Origin of the sequence: Nocardia pseudovaccinii (assembly GCF_050942345.1) — a bacterium.
In the GTDB taxonomy this organism is placed as follows: Bacteria; Actinomycetota; Actinomycetes; order Mycobacteriales; family Mycobacteriaceae; genus Nocardia; species Nocardia pseudovaccinii.
This window is the reverse complement of the sequence record NZ_CP192074.1, coordinates 8054058-8069441: the sequence shown is the minus strand read 5'-3', so window position 1 is coordinate 8069441 and position 15384 is coordinate 8054058. Positions and strand designations below refer to the sequence as shown.

The window sequence follows — 15384 nt, the reverse complement described above, 5'->3', positions numbered from 1 at the left end:
CCCTAATCGGTTTCTGACGTCGCGTTTTGCTCGGCCGTCTTGTCGGCACCGCTCAATTCGTTCGCAACGGCGGTGATCTCTGTGGTCGACGGTCCCGGGGCGGCGACGAAGGCCGTGCGCCGGTAGTACTCGAGTTCGCGAATGGATTCCTTGATATCGGCCAGGGCGCGGTGGGTCAGGCCCTTCTCGGGCTGGCCGAAGTAGATGCGCGGGTACCAGCGGCGGCACAACTCCTTGATGGAACTCACATCGATCATCCGGTAGTGCAGATGCGCATCGAGTGCGGGCATATCGCGGGCGATGAAGCCACGGTCGGTTGCGATGGAATTGCCGGCCAGTGGGACCGTGCCCGCGGCCGGGGCGTATTCGCGGATGTAGTCGAGTACCTGCTTTTCGGCATCGGCGAGGGTGACCGTGGAGCGGCGCACTTCCTCGGTCAGGCCCGAACGTGCGTGCATATCGGCGACCACCTGCGGCATGGCGGCCAGGGCCGCGTCGTCGGCGTGGATGACGATATCCACGCCGTCACCGAGAATATTGAGGTCGCTGTCGGTCACGAGCGCGGCCACCTCGATCAGCTTGTCGCTGTCGAGACGCAGGCCGGTCATCTCACAATCCATCCACACCACGTATTTGTCGGACACCCCGGCAACATTAGCTGTATTTATTGGCGATGCCTTCGGCATCCCGTGTTCGCGGCCCCCGGATGTCTCGCATCCGAGCGGCCGAGACTCGCGACTGCTCGCATGCGCTTCGGCCACTCGGATGCGAGACGGGCCGCGAACGGCGCATGCTCGCTCTCGCTTCGCTCGGAACCAGTGCTGGTTGCTGAGGAGTGCATGTCACCACTGAGTTGAGCCGTCTCGAGGGCAGCAGCGGCGATAGAGTTTGCGGGAGATCGGCGTATGCGTTTTCGGCACGACAGCTAACACTGCGGACCAGACGGAGGACGCGCGATGACAACCCCTCAGGAGAAGGCGGCCGCAGCACGGAAGGCGGCCGAGGAGGCGGCGCGCGTGGCCGCGGAAGCGGCCGCCGCGGCCGAAGCCGCCGAACGCGAGTTGGCCGAGCAGGAGGCGGCGGCCGCGAGCGCGGACCCGAATGCGTCGCAGGCCGAGGCCGCGCAATCCAAGGCGGCCGCGACGGCGGAGACCGCGGTCGCCAGCGCCGCCGCGGCGGAATCCGCGCGGTTGGCGGCGTCCAAGACCGCGCAGGCCGCGGAACAGTCGGTGGCGCGGCAGATCGCTGCCGGATACGCGTCCGACGGAGCGGCACTGGAATTGGGCACAGTTGTCGTGGACGGCGCCGTGGATTCGACTGCGCGCGTGCGGATTCCGATGCGCACCATGAACCGGCACGGGCTGGTCGCCGGTGCGACCGGCACCGGTAAGACGAAAACACTGCAGGGCATCGCCGAACAGCTTTCGCGGGCCGGGGTTCCGGTGGTACTCGCCGATATCAAGGGCGACCTTTCGGGGCTCGCACAGCAGGGGCAGGCCGATGAAAAGCTCAGCGCCAGGGCCGCCGAGACGGGTGCGCCGGACTGGGCGCCGACCGGTTATCCGACCGAATTCGTCTCGCTCGGCACCGGCGGTGTCGGGGTGCCGATCCGCGCGACCATCACCGCATTCGGGCCGGTGCTACTCAGTAAGGTGTTGGAGCTCAACGAAACTCAGGAGTCGACGCTCGGGCTGATTTTCCACTGGGCGGATAAGGCGGGTCTCGGTCTGCTGGATCTGAAGGATCTGCGCGCGGTCATCACCCATCTCACGAGTCCGGAGGGCAAGGAGGATCTCAAAGGCATCGGCGGGGTTTCGGCGGCCACCGCAGGAGTGATCCTGCGCGCGCTGGTGAATCTCGAGGCCGATGGCGGCGACACCTTCTTCGGTGAGCCCGAACTGGATCCGGCCGATCTGCTGCGCACCGCGGGCGGTCAGGGCGTGATCACGCTGTTCGAACTCGGTGCGCAGGCGGCGCGGCCGGTGATGTTCTCGACCTTCCTGATGTGGGTGCTCGCCGATCTGTTCCAGACGCTGCCCGAGGTCGGTGATGTCGAAAAGCCCAAGCTGGTCTTTATTTTCGACGAGGCGCACCTGTTGTTCGCGGATGCCTCGAAGGCTTTCCTGGAACAGGTGGAGCAGACGGTCAAGCTGATCCGGTCCAAGGGTGTCGGCGTTTTCTTCTGCACCCAGCTGCCCACCGATATCCCGAATCCGGTGCTCTCCCAACTGGGTGCGCGCATTCAGCACGCGCTGCGTGCCTTCACGCCCGACGATCAGAAGGCGCTGTCCAAGACGGTGCGCACCTACCCGAAGACCGGCGTCTACGACCTGGAGCAGGCGCTCACCTCGCTGGGCACCGGGGAGGCGATCGTGACGGTGCTCTCCGAGAAGGGCGCGCCGACGCCCGTGGCGTGGACCAGGATTCAGCCGCCGCGGTCGCTGATGGATACCATCGGGGAGGATCAGATCAAGTCGCGGGCGCTGTCCAGCGCGCTGGCCGCCAAATACGGCCAGACCATCGATCGTGAGTCGGCTTACGAGATCATGGCCGCGAAAGCCGCTGCGGCACAACAGGAACCGGAGACGGCTCCGGCGCCGGGGCATTCGAAGGCCGCACCCGAGGAGGAATCCGCCGCCGAGCGCATCATGAAGAATCCGGCGGTGAAGAGCTTCCTGCGTTCGGCCGCGACCGCCGCGGGCCGCGAGATCAGCCGCAGCATTTTCGGCACCCGCAAGCGCTGAGCGCGAGCACCGATGACGCCGATCCCGAGCAGTGCTGGTCTGCGGATCGGGAGAGGGTGGATCTTCGAATGGGGCCGCGGCGAGGATCAGGTAGCGCTGCGCAGCGAGCGCTCCACCATCGCGAAACCGTAGTCGAGCATTTCGGTTTCGTAGGCGTGGACCGCGTCGCGCAGGGAACCGGTCCGCTCGGTAATGCGGCGGCAGAGCAGGGCGGCGTCGCGCAGGGCTGTCGCCGCGCTGCTCCCGGCGGGGATCATGGTGTGGATGGCGTCGCCCATCAGTGTGACCGGCCCGGTTTCCCAGTGCGGCAACGGTTTTGCCGTCCGCATCGTGGTGTTGTGGACGGATTCCGAATCGGCATGGCGCACGAGTGCGGCGAGATTCTCCGGCCAGTCGACGATCAGTTCCATGGCGATTTTCCGTAGTTGCCGCTTGTCCATAGCGGACAGGTCGGCCGGAACCGTTGCAGTCGGTGCGGCGACCACCCACATCACATAGTCATCGCCGTCGCCGGCGGCGAATTCGTGTGCGGCCAGCGACATGAATCGGCCATCGGTACCGGCGATCACGCTGAATCCGTCCAGTGCGGCGTCGGGGGTCAACGCGCGGATCTCGTCGGTCAGCGCTGTCTTGCCATAGATCTCCGCTTGGCCGGTATCGATCACCTCGGCGTCCGGTAGCCATTGGGCGCGGATGCGGGAATGGGTGCCGTCGGCGGCGACCAGCAGATCCGCATCGGTGACCGTGCCGTCGTCGAAGTAGGTCCGGACCCGGCCGTCGTCGAGCAGTTCGAAGCGTTGGAAGGATGCGCCGTGGTGGACGTCGATGCCGGTGAGCAGGATCTTGCGCAGTGTTACCCGGTCGACGGTCAGATGCCGTCCGTGCACATGCTCATCGGCCCTCGGTGGCACCAGCATCTCTCGGACGACGTGCAGTTGCGGGTCGAGGAACCGCACCCCGGTACCGCGTTTGCCTGCGGTGGCGAGGATTCGTTCGTAACGGTCCGACGGCAGACAGCTGCGCAATGCGAGGTCGCCCTCCGGATCGAGGGAGATGCGGTAGCCCTGGCTGTGCTGGTCCGCGGCTTCGCGTTCGTAGAGCTCGACGGTGATTCCGGCACGATGCAGGCCCTGTGCGAGCAGGGGTCCGGCCAGCCCGGCTCCCACGATGACAATATTCATGATTTAAAACTATCTGAATTCAGACGATCTGTCATCGGATATAGTTTGCACCGTGGCGGATATTTCGGATCAGCTCGGCGCCCAGATCGGTGGTCAGCTCTATCTGGCGCACCGCTATGCGCGTGCGGCCGCCAATCGTGCACTGCGGGAACAGCGGCTCGAGCTGCGTCATCTCGGGGTGCTCGGCTGTCTGGCCGAGGTGGGGCCGCTCAGCCAGCGCGCGTTGGTCGACCGGCTGCAACTGGACAAGTCATCGATGGTCTACATCATCGATGAGCTGGAGCGGCAGGGGCTGGCAGAGCGGCGCAAGGACGAGCGGGATCGTCGCAGCTATGCCGTGCACATCACGCCGAGCGGGCGGGAGCGGCTCGAGGCCGCAAATCGCACCGCCGATGCGGCGGTGGTCGAATTACTCGCGCCGTTCTCGGAGGCCGAACGCCGACAGCTGCATGAACTGCTCGGCCGATTCATCGAGCGCGCCGCCGGACAGGACTGAGATCGGCCCGTCAATTGCCGATATCGCGGGCGAGTAGATCGTCGGTGGTTTCCCGGCGGATCAGCTGGCGGGCGCGTCCGTCGCGTACCGCGATGACAGGTGGGCGACCGACGCTGTTGTAGGACGAGGCGAGGCTGTGGTGGTAGGCGCCGGTGCACGGCACCGCGAGCACCTCGCCGGGGCGCAGGTCGGCCGGGAGCCGGATATCGGTGGCCAGCAAATCGCCCGCTTCGCAGTAGCGACCCGCCACCGTCGCGGTCATCTGTGGGCCGCAGGGATGGCGATTGGCAATGACCACTTCGTAATTCGCGCCGTACAGCGCGACGCGGGCATTATCGCCCATGCCGCCGTCGACGGTGACGTAGGTCCGTCCGCCATCGATAGGCTTGACCGACAGCACGCGGTACAGCGTCACGCCTGCGCGCGCGACGATGGCGCGCCCCGGCTCCAAGGCGATATTCGGGCGCGGGAAGTGGTTCCGCGCGCAGGCCGCGTCCAGGGCGTCGTCGATGATGTCGGCGAGTTCGGCCAGATTCATCTCGGCGTCCCCGCTGCGGTAGGCGACCGCATGTCCGCCGCCGAGGTCGAGATCGGTGAGAATGTGGCCGTGATCCACACGGACCCTTGCCATTTCGGCGATCATCCGGCGCACCGCCTCGCCGTAGTGGTCCGGATCGTAGATCTGGGAACCGAGGTGGCAGTGGAAGCCGATCAGCTCGAGGTTCGGCTGGCGCATAATGCGTTCGACCGCCTCGGCGGCCATATCGCCGCCGAGCGGAAAACCGAATTTCTGGTCCAGCACACCGGTTTTCACGGCCGGATGCCCGTGCACATCGATGCCGGGCGACAGCCGGAGCAGGACCTGCTGTGGTCGGGTGGCCAGTGCCGAGAGCAGGGTGATCTCGGTCATCGAATCGATCACAATCCGGCCGACACCGCTTTGCACCGCGGCTTCGAGTTCGTCGAAGGATTTGCCATTGCCGTGCAACACGATTCGCTTCGGGTCGACACCGGCCGCGATGGCGATGGCGAGTTCACCCGCCGAACATACGTCGACTGAAAGTCCTTCCTGAGTAACCCATTCCGCGACCGCGCGGATCATCAGCGCCTTGCCCGCATAGATGATCTCGGCCTCCGGGAAGGCCTTCTTGTAAGCGCGGCAGCGGGTGCGGACCTCGTGCTCGTCGAGTACATAGGTGGCGGTGCCGTACTGGTCGGCGATATCGGCGAGGGCGACCCCGCCGAGGGTGATTCGGCCGTCGTCGTCGTAGTGGGTGTCTTGCGGCCAGACCGCGGAGTCGAGGCGCGAAGGCATTCCCGACCGCAGCGACGGGAAGATCTCGAGCAGCGTCACGTGGTTCTCCTGGGTGTGCCCCCGCTTTCTCGGCATGCGGGGCCGATATCAGGACTACGCTGGTTCGTGCTGGTCAGGGGCGATGCTGACGGATCCTTGACGCACCTGAAACATTTCCTGACGGGTTGCTGATCGGCCCTGCGATGCGGCCTGCGCTTGCGCCGAACCGGACCGATTCCGGCGTTGATGTCGGTGGACGGTTCGGCCACGACGCTGGACGCGGCCACCGATCAGGTCTGGCATTTGACCGCGACGACCTTGGACCTCGCTGCGCGCACCCGGTTGGGCGGTGATGGCGAAGCTGCTACTGCTCAGCCGCCGAGCTTCTTGTAGAACGCGCCGGCGACCGGGGCGGTGAGGGCGCGGGGGCCGTACTGGCCCGCGACGCTCATGCCCTTGCTGATCAGGCCGGGGACCACGCGCATCTTGTTGCGGGCCAGGGCGTCGATGGAGATCTTGGCCGTGTATTCGGAGGTGACCCACATGAAGTCGGGCACCATTCGGTCCACGATGGAGGCCTCGGCCGGATCGGGAGTTTCGGTGCGGACCGGGCCCGGCGCGAGCAGGGTGACGTGCACGCCGGAGCCTTTCAATTCGCCGCGCAGCGATTCGGAGAAGGTATTTGCGAAGGCCTTGCTCGCCGCATAGGTCGCATTGTTCGGAATCGGCATATTGCCCGCCGCCGACCCGCTGATCAGGATGCCACCGCTACCCCTGGCGATCATGCCGGGCAGCACGGCCAAGGTGAGATCGTGCACCGCGACGGCATTGAGCTCCATCTGGTCCCGCTCATACGCCGGATCCAATTCTGCGACCGCACCGAAGGTTGCGATACCCGCGTTATTGCACAGGATCGAAATATCGCGAGCCGCCAACTCCTCGACCAGCGCCCCCCGCGCCGCCCGATCGGCCAGATCGACCGCCCGCACCTCCGCGGTAATCCCATGCGCCAACGTCAGCCGCTGCGCGAGCTCGTTCAACACCTCCCCGCGCCGCGCGACCAGGATCAACGAATACCCGCGAGCAGCAAGCTCAGCAGCAAGCGCCGTCCCGATACCCGAAGAGGCACCAGTAACGACCGCACGATTCTCGGAGGTAGCAGAGGGCAAACTCACGAGAGGAGCCTAGGCGATACGGGTGGGAAGTGGCCCCAGCACCCATTCCGGGTGCGGCGGGCGGTGCCCTGCAGCAGGTGCGACCGCGCGTCGCAGCAGTCCGTGATTCTCACCCCGAGAGGCACGGCGTGGGGAGTGGAGTCGCTACAGGCGGGCCGCGAGGCGGGTGCCTTGGTCGATGGCGCGTTTGGCGTCGAGTTCGGCGGCCAGGTCGGCGCCGCCGATGAGGTGGATGTTGGCGCCGGCGGCGCGCAAGGGCTCTTCGAGTTCGCGGACGGATTCCTGGCCTGCGCAGACGACGACGTTGTCGACCGGGATCAGTTGGGGGCGTTGGCGTTTCTCGCCGAAGCTGATGTGCAGGCCGTGGTCGTCGATGCGTTCGTAGTTGACGCCGCCGACGTGCTCGACGCCTTTCGCCTTCAGCGCCGCGCGGTGCACCCAGCCGGAGGTCTTGCCGAGATCCTTACCGAACGGGGTCGACTTGCGTTGCAGCAGAACAACTTCGCGGGCGGCGGGTGCCGGTTTGGGTTCGGTGAGCTGGCCGCGGTTCTGTTCGTCGGCGGAGTCGACGCCCCACTCTTCCTTCCACTCGTCGAGTTTGAGGGTGGGATGTCCTTCGACGGTGAGGAATTCGCTCACGTCGTAGCCGATGCCGCCCGCACCGATGACGGCGACGCGCTTGCCGACGGGCCGCTCCTCACGGACCAGTTCGGCATAGGACAGCACCATCGGGTGGTCGATGCCGGGGATATTCGGAATGCGCGGGCGTACACCGGTGGCCAGCACGATCTCGTCGTAGCGGGCCTCGAGCAGTTCCGCCGCGGTGACCCGCTTGTTCAGGTGCACGGTCACACCGGTGACCTCGAGCATCCTGGTGTAGTAGCGGATCGACTCGTTGAACTCTTCCTTGCCCGGAATGCGGCGGGCGATATCGAACTGCCCGCCGATCTTGTCGTCGGCCTCGAAAAGGTCCACCCGGTGCCCGCGTTCGGCGAGATTGACCGCCGCCGATAGTCCGGCCGGGCCTGCGCCGACGACCGCGACACGCTTGGTGCGCCGAGTCGGGAGCAGTTTCAGTTCGGTCTCGTGACCCGCCCGCGGGTTCAGCAGGCAGGACACGGTCTTGTGCTGGAACGCGTGGTCCAGGCAGGCCTGGTTGCAGGCGATGCAGGTGTTGATCTCGTCGACCCGGTTGGCGGCGGCCTTGTTCACCCATTCCGGATCGGTGAGGAACGGCCGCGCCAGCGAGACCAGTTGCGCGTCACCGCGAGTGAGGATCTCCTCGGCGATCTCCGGCATATTGATCCGGTTGGACGCACAGACCGGAATGTTCACCTGCTCGGTGATCTTCGCGGTGAATTCGACGAAGGCCGCTCGCGGCACCGAGGTGACGATGGTCGGCACCCGCGCCTCGTGCCAGCCGATATCGGTATTCAGAATGCTTGCGCCAGCCGCTTCGAGTTCCTTTGCCAGCGCGATGATTTCGTCGAAGGTCTGGCCGTTCTCGACCAATTCGGCCATGGACAAACGGAATACGATGATGAAGCCGGGCCCGACCGCCGCGCGGGTGCGGCGCACGATCTCCACCGCGAGCCTGCGCCGGTTCTCCGGCGAGCCGCCCCACTTGTCGGTGCGCTTGTTCGTGCGCGGCGCGAGGAACTGGTTGATGAAATAGCCTTCACCGCCCATGATTTCGCAACCGTCGTAGCCCGCGAACTGGGCCAGCCGCGCACAGCGGGCGTAGTCGTCGATGGTCTGCTCGACCCCGCGCGCGGAGAGCTTGCGCGGCCGGAACGGATTGATCGGAGCCTTGATCGAGGATGCCGAAACACTGCCCGGCATATAGGAATAGCGGCCCGCGTGCAGGATCTGGATGGCGATCTTGCCACCCGCTTCGTGCACCGCCTTCGTGATCACCCGGTGCCGGTAGGCCTCGGACTTATTGGTGAGTTTGGCACCGAACGGCAGCAGCCAGCCGGTGCGGTTCGGGGCGTAGCCGCCGGTGATGATGAGACCAACACCGCCGCGGGCGCGCTCGGCGAAATAGGCGGCGAGCCGGTTGGTATCCCAGGCGCGATCCTCCAGGCCGGTATGCATCGACCCCATGATCACGCGATTGCGCAGCGTGGTGTAGCCGAGATCGAGAGGCTCGAAAAGATGGGGGAACGAACTCATCGCTGAGTCTCACCTTTCTTCGGGTCCACGTGCGGGGCTGTTGCACGCGGTTGCAGGGCTTGCAGTACTTCGTCGCACCATTCGACGAAGCCGGACTCCACGCGGATGCCCGCGCGCAGCACGAGGTACTGGTGCAGCGGGGTGCCGGAGAGCTGATCCGGAGCAGGGAAGTCGCGTTTCTCGATGAGCAGGAAAAGCTCGAGGCGCTGATTGTGCTGCTCGCGATGGCGGGCGACCTCATCGCGGAGCGCGCCGATATCGCCGTGTGCGGCGGCGCGAATCTTCACACCGAGCTCATTGCGGGGTATCGAGGTATCGGACGGTGCGGCGATCCAGCGCGCCAGCTCTGCCCGGCCCGCCTCGTTCACCGAGTAGACCTTCTTATCCGGCCTGCCCTCCTGCGTCACCGCCTCGCTGGTGAGCCAGCCGGATTCCTCCATGCGCTTGAGTACGCGATAGATCTGCTGGTGGGTGGCGCGCCAGAAGAAGCCGATGGACTTGTCGAAGCGACGCGCCAGCTCATAACCCGAACCGGCGCGCTCGGTCAGCGATACCAGCAGCGCATGTTCGAGTGCCATGACGCCAGGTTATCGTTACACCCGGTACTATGCAACTGGGTGCATAGGAGTGGCGGTATCGAGTGTTGGCCCGCCCGACGGCGAAATCCGCACTAGGCTGCGCCCATGAGCGCCGCATCGCGCAGCGGATTCGATGAGGGTGGTGGCCGGGTGACGGATGAGCCGGAGGTTGACGCGCGGGCGACCGTCGGGCAGGCCGCCGGGCGCGGGCAAGTGGTGGCGTGGGGGTTGTGGGATTGGGGGTCCTCGGCATTCAATGCCGTGATCCTGACCTTCGTATTCTCGGTGTACCTCACCGATAAGGTCGGCGACGATCTGCCGGGCGGGGTGGAACCGAGCGCATGGCTCGGCTGGGCCCTGGGCATCGCGGGTTTCGTGGTCGCACTGACCGCGCCGATCAGCGGCCAGCGCTTCGATGCGAGTGCGAAACGTAAACGCTCACTTGGCGTATTGACCGCGCTGACCATCCTGACGATGGCGCTGATGTTCTTCGTTCACGACAACTACCACGACTTCTGGTTCGGCCTGGTCCTGCTCGGCTTCGGTTCCGCATTCTTCGAATTGGCGGGCGTGCCCTACAACGCCATGCTGCGCCAGGTCTCCACTCCGGCAGATGTCGGCCGGGTCTCCGGATTCGGTTGGGCCATGGGCTATTTCGGTGGCATCTTCATCCTGCTGATCAGCTACTTCGGCTTCATCTCCGGCCACGGTGACAACCGAGGTCTGCTCGGTGTGCCCATCGATGACGGTACGAATATCCGATTGGTCGCGATGCTGGCGGCGGTCTGGTTCGCCGCCTTCGCGCTGCCGGTGCTGTTCGCCGTACCCGAATTACCGCCCACCAATGCCGATCCCGGTGCGGCGAAGGCCGGATTCTTCGGCTCCTACCGGGTGCTGTGGCGGGATCTGCGCGAGCTGTGGGCGGTGGATCGACGCACCGTGGGCTTCCTGATCGCCAGCGCGATCTTCCGCGACGGTCTGGCCGGGGTGTTCACCTTCGGTGCGATCCTGGCCGTGCGGGTCTACGGCATCGCCGACTCCGACGTGCTGCTGTTCGGCATTGCCGCGAATGTGGTTGCGGCACTCGGCGCGGTCACCGCGGGTCGGTTCGACGACCGCGTGGGCCCGAAGATCGTGATCGTGGTCTCGTTGATCGCCATGGTGATCTGTGGCATCGCGCTGTTGCTCGTGTCCGGTCCGGTCATGTTCTGGGTCTTCGGCCTACTGCTCACCATCTTCGTCGGCCCGGCCCAATCCGCCGCCCGCTCCTTCCTCACCCGCCTGGCCCCACCCGGCCGCGAGGGGCAGATGTTCGGCCTCTACACCACCACCGGTCGCGCCGTATCCTTCCTTGCCCCAGCACTTTTCGGCTTCTTCGTCTGGGCCTTCGACGCCGACCGTGCGGGCATTGTCGGCATTCTGGTAGTCCTCGCCATCGGTTTGGCGGCATTGCTGCCGGTCCGTGAGCCGGATCGCGTGGTTGACGCTGTGTAGGCGAGATCGATTGTTCAGCGCTCCTTGGCGGGCCGCCAGGCGGCCATGCCGAGTGCGATGAGACGGACCTGGCGGATGGTGCGGTCGATGATCGCGGGTTGGTCGCGCGGGGTGGCGGCGACGTAGTCGGCGATGCAGTCGGCGACCGTGGAGACGATCAGGTCGGCGGCCAATTCGAGGTCGTCGGGGGACCAGGAGTCCAGGTCCGGAATGCGCGACAGGTCGACGACCAGTTCGCGGACGATCAATTGCAGTTCGAGTGCGATGGCATGTTGCAGGGCGGCCGAGCCGCCGCGGCGTTCGCGGGTGATGAAGCCGAAGAGTTCGCGTTTGGTGGCGACCTGACCGAAAACGAACCGAACGGTCTCTGAGAGTCTGGCGTCGGGCGTGCGGCGCAGTTGACGCAGAGCCAGGCGCAGCGCCCGGATGCCCTCGTCGACCAAGGCCGCGCCGAGATCGTCGAGTGAGGCGAAATGCCGGTAGAACGCGGTCGGGACGATGCCCGCGGAGCGGGCGATCTCCCGCAGGCTCAGCGCGCCGAAGCCACGTTCGGCGGCCAGTGCGAGCGTGCCGTCGAGCAGGGCCTGTCTGGTGCGCTCCTTGCGCTCGCCCCGGGTAGCTGCGGTCTCGGTCATCACAGTGAGCATACAGCCGTTCACCATTCGTCTATTCCTAGGATGTAGTTCGGGTCACATCAGTTCCTGGTTGACACTGCACCCGGTTCATCGGTCACACTAGTTGAGTGTACAGGCGTGCACTGAAATCTTCGCCGATGAGGGTTCAGGAGTACGCCGCGGCCCGAAAGCAGAGGCAACCGCATGGTGGGACTCATCGACCTGGTGCAAACCCTGACCACACCGCACCCGCTCGACCGCTACCTGGAACTCGTCCGCCCCACGCTGACGGTTCGGGAGTTGCGGGCGGAGATCACCCACGTCCGCCGCTCGGTGCCGGGATCGGTGACGCTGACCCTGCGGCCCACCCGGCAGTGGCGCGGCCACGTCGCGGGGCAATATGTGCAGATCGGCGTCGTCATCGACGGCGTCCGGCACACCAGGTGCTATTCACCGGTCAATCCGGCGGGGCGGCGCGACCGGCACCTGCAACTGACGGTCAAGGCGCATCCGGGCGGCCTGGTATCGCAATATCTCTACCGCAACGCCGTACCCGGCATGGTGGTCAGCCTGGAACCGGCCGCCGGTGTCTTCCGACTGCCCGAACCGCGCCCCGAGCGGGTATTGCTGATCAGCGGCGGCAGCGGCATCACCCCGGTGCTGTCCATGCTGCGCACGCTGGCGGACGAGGGCTATCCGGGCGAACTCGCCTTCCTGCACTATGCGAAATCGCCGGAGACGGTGCCGCATCGGGCAGAGCTGGAGGCGATCGCACAGGCGCACAAGAACTTCCGCATCGAACTGCGCTATCCCGGCGACGGCTCCGGCCATTTCGACTACGACCAACTCGAATCCGTCGCACCCTGGTTCGCCGACAGCGAGACCTACGTCTGCGGGCCCCAGGGCCTGATGGACGCGGTGCGCAAGATCTTCGAGGCAGAGCAGTTGGACGCGCGGCTGCACACCGAGGAATTCACCCTGTCCAGCACGCCCGTCGACGCCGACGAGGCCTTCGGCACGGTCAGTTTCTCGGCCAGCGGACGCAGCGCAGAGAACAACGGTGCGGTCCTGCTGGAGCAGGCCGAGGCCGCGGGATTGACACCGGAGTACGGCTGCCGGATGGGCATCTGCTTCTCCTGCACCGCGGTTCGGCGCAGCGGCTGCACCCGCAATGTGCGCACCGGCGAGACCGACAGCGATCCGGATCAGCCCATCCAGCTCTGCATCAACGCGCCCGTCGGCGACGTCGACATCGATATCTGACAAAGCAAGGGGACCGAAGCAATGACAATTCTGACCGAAACGAAAGACGGCCCGCTGGTACTGAGTCCGGACCAGGTCGAGGAACTCGGCCGGGCCCTCGACGACCTGCGCGCCCGCGTCGTCGCCGATCTCGGCGATGCCGACCGCGAATACATCTACTCGATCATCAAGGCGCAGCGCGGTTTCGAGATCGCCGGGCGCGGCCTGATGTATCTCGGCTTCCTGCCGCCGTTCTGGCTGGCCGCGGTGGCCGCGCTGAGTGTGTCGAAGATCCTGGACAATATGGAGATCGGCCACAATGTCATGCACGGCCAGTACGACTGGATGCGCGAGCGCGGCCTGAATTCCCGTGAGTTCGAATGGGATACGGTCTGCCCGGCGGACCAGTGGAAGCATTCGCACAACTACATGCACCACACCTTCACCAATATCCACGGCATGGACCGGGACATCGGCTACGGCATCCTGCGCATGGACGAGGCTCAGCAGTGGAATCCGCTGCGACTCGGCCAGCCGCTCTACGCTTTCGCGCTGATGGTGCTGTTCGAATGGGGCGTGATGGGCCATGACCTGGAGGCGGAGAACATCATCCGGGGCAAGAAGAGCTGGTCGGATGTCAAGCGATTGTTGAAGGGCCAGTGGCGCAAGGCCGGTCGGCAGGTGCTCAAGGACTATCTCGTCTTTCCGGCACTGACCGGTCCGCTGTTCGTCAGCACACTCGCCGGAAATACCGCCGCCAATCTGGTGCGCAACCTCTGGGCCTTCTCCATCATCTTCTGTGGCCACTTCCCCACGGGCGTACAGACGTTCACCGAAGAGGAGACCGCCGAGGAGACTCGTGGTGAGTGGTACGTCCGGCAGATGCTCGGCTCGGCCAACATCACCGGCAGCAAGCTGTTTCACATCATGTCCGGGAATTTGTCGCACCAGATCGAGCACCACCTCTTCCCGGATCTGCCCGCGAATCGCTATCCGCAGATCGCGCCGGAGGTTCGGGAACTGTGCGAGAAGTATGGATTGCCGTACAACACCGGTTCGCTCGGTAAGCAAGTCGGATCGGTCTGGCTGAAGATTTTCAAGCTGGCACTGCCGCCGTTCTTGGTCGGGAAGGAGTCCACGCCCGGTGTTATCGTGATGCGACAGCGGAACACAACCGAAGTGGGCGTGTGAATGATCGGGAAATTCGAAAGTAACAAGGATCTAATTCAAGAATTGACTTCCTCTGGTGCAAGACATGTCGGAAATATTGCGAACATCATCACCGGCACCGTCGCGGAAGTCACCCGGGAGATCGGTGAGTGGATCACCGACGCCATCGAGATGAACGAGGCCGCGGCCGCCGCGCGCAAGGATGCCGCGGCGCAGCACGGGAATGATCTCGTCGACGAGGCCGACGTGTCCTATGACGCGGAGGTCGAGCCGAGCGCGTCGTTCGTCGAGGCAGAGGTGGTCGAGCCGGAGGCGGAAAACCCCCGGTGATCACCACACCGGCAGCCTGCGCCGGTGCTCGATCACATCGGTGATCAGGTCCTTGTACCCGTCGGCCAGTTCGGCCAATCGGCTCCACTGCAGCTGGGCGTCATCGTCCAGCTGCAGTGGATGCGGCGGCCCGACCGGTGCCGCGATGCCCAATGCGTGTTGTGCCGCAACCCATTTCGCCGCCATTCGATCGATGACCGCGCCCAGCGTCTCGGTGTGCAGCGAGGCGCCGGCGCGATGCTCCACATTGTCGGCGACCCAATTGTCGATATGGCCGACCAGTTCGGTTCGGTGTGCGTCGAGGTCGTCGACGAGTTGCAGGCACTGTGCTACGCGGCCGCTCGGCGCCTCCGGCGCATGCGCGGCCTGCAGGGCATTGCGCCTGCGTTCATGACATTCGACCAGTGCGCGTCCCGCGGCCAGGACACGGTGTCGGTGTCGATTCGGATCGTCGGGTTCGCGAAATGCACGCAGTAGCGCCGATGGTGATGGCAGCTCGTCGGCTTCGATACGACCTGCTGCTGCATATTGGGTAGGCATGATGCACGCCTCTGCGGTGGCGATGGGTGTGTCTTGGATGCGCCAGGGCCGAGGAGGATTTCGGGGAGGGGCACCCCTCGGCTCCGGCGCAGCCCCGCAGCCGGATCGCCCTCCGCATAGTCCACCAGCACGGCAAAGAAACCGGGAAATCCGCGACGATGCGATGAGGAAGACGGCCCGAGAAAATCGGGACCTTTTCAGGAAAGCGCGATAGTCGAATCGGCGCAATAGAATGGTGTAGAAACAGATGAGCTGCCGGGAAATCGTTATGATCCGTTACGGATCGGTCACATAACTGCCGACTTTCCTACCTTCGTGAAATCGCTTGGCGCATGGGCAGCAACCACTTCC

14 protein-coding genes are annotated in these 15384 nt (G+C 65.3%); 6 read left to right on the top strand and 8 right to left on the bottom strand.

What is annotated here, in order from left to right:
• Positions 1–2: 2 nt before the first annotated feature.
• On the bottom strand, positions 3–644 hold the full coding sequence (gene orn / locus ACQPZ2_RS36545) for an oligoribonuclease (RefSeq protein ID WP_063047777.1): 642 nt from the start codon (positions 642–644) through the stop codon (positions 3–5).
• 312 nt (positions 645–956) lie between these two features.
• On the opposite strand from orn, the gene ACQPZ2_RS36540 reads away from it, so the two are divergent.
• Positions 957–2744: a helicase HerA-like domain-containing protein gene (locus ACQPZ2_RS36540; protein ID WP_433522579.1), complete on the top strand. Its 1788-nt coding sequence runs from the start codon at positions 957–959 to the stop codon at positions 2742–2744.
• Between the two features lie 86 nt (positions 2745–2830).
• Here ACQPZ2_RS36540 and ACQPZ2_RS36535 read toward each other — a convergent pair whose 3' ends face one another.
• A complete protein-coding gene (locus tag ACQPZ2_RS36535) occupies positions 2831–3925 on the bottom strand; it encodes an FAD-dependent oxidoreductase (RefSeq protein ID WP_433522578.1) in 1095 nt (364 codons plus the stop codon).
• 52 nt (positions 3926–3977) lie between these two features.
• Here ACQPZ2_RS36535 and ACQPZ2_RS36530 point away from each other — a divergent pair, with 52 nt between their 5' ends.
• Positions 3978–4421: a MarR family winged helix-turn-helix transcriptional regulator gene (locus ACQPZ2_RS36530; RefSeq protein ID WP_433522577.1), complete on the top strand. Its 444-nt coding sequence runs from the start codon at positions 3978–3980 to the stop codon at positions 4419–4421.
• A gap of 10 nt (positions 4422–4431) precedes the next feature.
• On the opposite strand, the gene lysA is transcribed toward ACQPZ2_RS36530, so the two are convergent.
• From lysA to ACQPZ2_RS36510, 4 genes are all read right to left on the bottom strand, one after another.
• Positions 4432–5775 carry a diaminopimelate decarboxylase gene (gene lysA / locus ACQPZ2_RS36525; protein ID WP_433527618.1) on the bottom strand — a complete coding sequence of 448 codons (1344 nt, stop codon included), beginning with the start codon at positions 5773–5775 and terminating at the stop codon, positions 4432–4434.
• 311 nt (positions 5776–6086) lie between these two features.
• On the bottom strand, positions 6087–6890 hold the full coding sequence (gene cmrA / locus ACQPZ2_RS36520) for a mycolate reductase (protein WP_433522576.1): 804 nt from the start codon (positions 6888–6890) through the stop codon (positions 6087–6089).
• Between the two features lie 144 nt (positions 6891–7034).
• Positions 7035–9065, bottom strand: a complete 2031-nt coding sequence (locus ACQPZ2_RS36515; RefSeq protein ID WP_433522575.1) for an FAD-dependent oxidoreductase — start codon at positions 9063–9065, stop codon at positions 7035–7037.
• Complete coding sequence (locus ACQPZ2_RS36510; protein ID WP_433522574.1) at positions 9062–9643, bottom strand: PadR family transcriptional regulator; 582 nt, start codon at positions 9641–9643, stop codon at positions 9062–9064. The genes ACQPZ2_RS36515 and ACQPZ2_RS36510 overlap by 4 nt, the downstream gene beginning before the upstream one ends.
• 105 nt (positions 9644–9748) lie before the next feature.
• Here ACQPZ2_RS36510 and ACQPZ2_RS36505 point away from each other — a divergent pair, with 105 nt between their 5' ends.
• Positions 9749–11137: an MFS transporter gene (locus tag ACQPZ2_RS36505; RefSeq protein WP_433522573.1), complete on the top strand. Its 1389-nt coding sequence runs from the start codon at positions 9749–9751 to the stop codon at positions 11135–11137.
• Between the two features lie 14 nt (positions 11138–11151).
• Here ACQPZ2_RS36505 and ACQPZ2_RS36500 read toward each other — a convergent pair whose 3' ends face one another.
• The gene (locus ACQPZ2_RS36500) at positions 11152–11772 is read right to left on the bottom strand and encodes a TetR family transcriptional regulator (protein ID WP_433522572.1); all 621 of its coding nucleotides are present in this window, start codon (positions 11770–11772) and stop codon (positions 11152–11154) included.
• 183 nt (positions 11773–11955) lie between these two features.
• Between ACQPZ2_RS36500 and ACQPZ2_RS36495 the strand changes: the two genes are divergently transcribed.
• Genes ACQPZ2_RS36495 through ACQPZ2_RS36485 form a run of 3 tightly spaced genes read left to right on the top strand, consistent with a single transcriptional unit; the run spans position 11956 to position 14493 of the window.
• Positions 11956–13014 (top strand): ferredoxin reductase, encoded by a 1059-nt coding sequence (locus ACQPZ2_RS36495; RefSeq protein WP_433522571.1) that lies wholly within the window; start codon positions 11956–11958, stop codon positions 13012–13014.
• A gap of 21 nt (positions 13015–13035) precedes the next feature.
• Positions 13036–14184 carry a fatty acid desaturase family protein gene (locus ACQPZ2_RS36490; RefSeq protein ID WP_433522570.1) on the top strand — a complete coding sequence of 383 codons (1149 nt, stop codon included), beginning with the start codon at positions 13036–13038 and terminating at the stop codon, positions 14182–14184.
• A 42-nt stretch (positions 14185–14226) separates the two neighbouring features.
• The gene (locus tag ACQPZ2_RS36485) at positions 14227–14493 is read left to right on the top strand and encodes a hypothetical protein (protein ID WP_433522569.1); all 267 of its coding nucleotides are present in this window, start codon (positions 14227–14229) and stop codon (positions 14491–14493) included.
• Here the strand turns inward: ACQPZ2_RS36485 and ACQPZ2_RS36480 are convergent, their stop codons facing one another.
• Entirely contained in the window at positions 14494–15033 is a 540-nt protein-coding gene (locus ACQPZ2_RS36480; RefSeq protein WP_433522568.1) for a DUF4254 domain-containing protein, read from the bottom strand.
• Between the last annotated feature and the right edge of the window lie 351 nt (positions 15034–15384).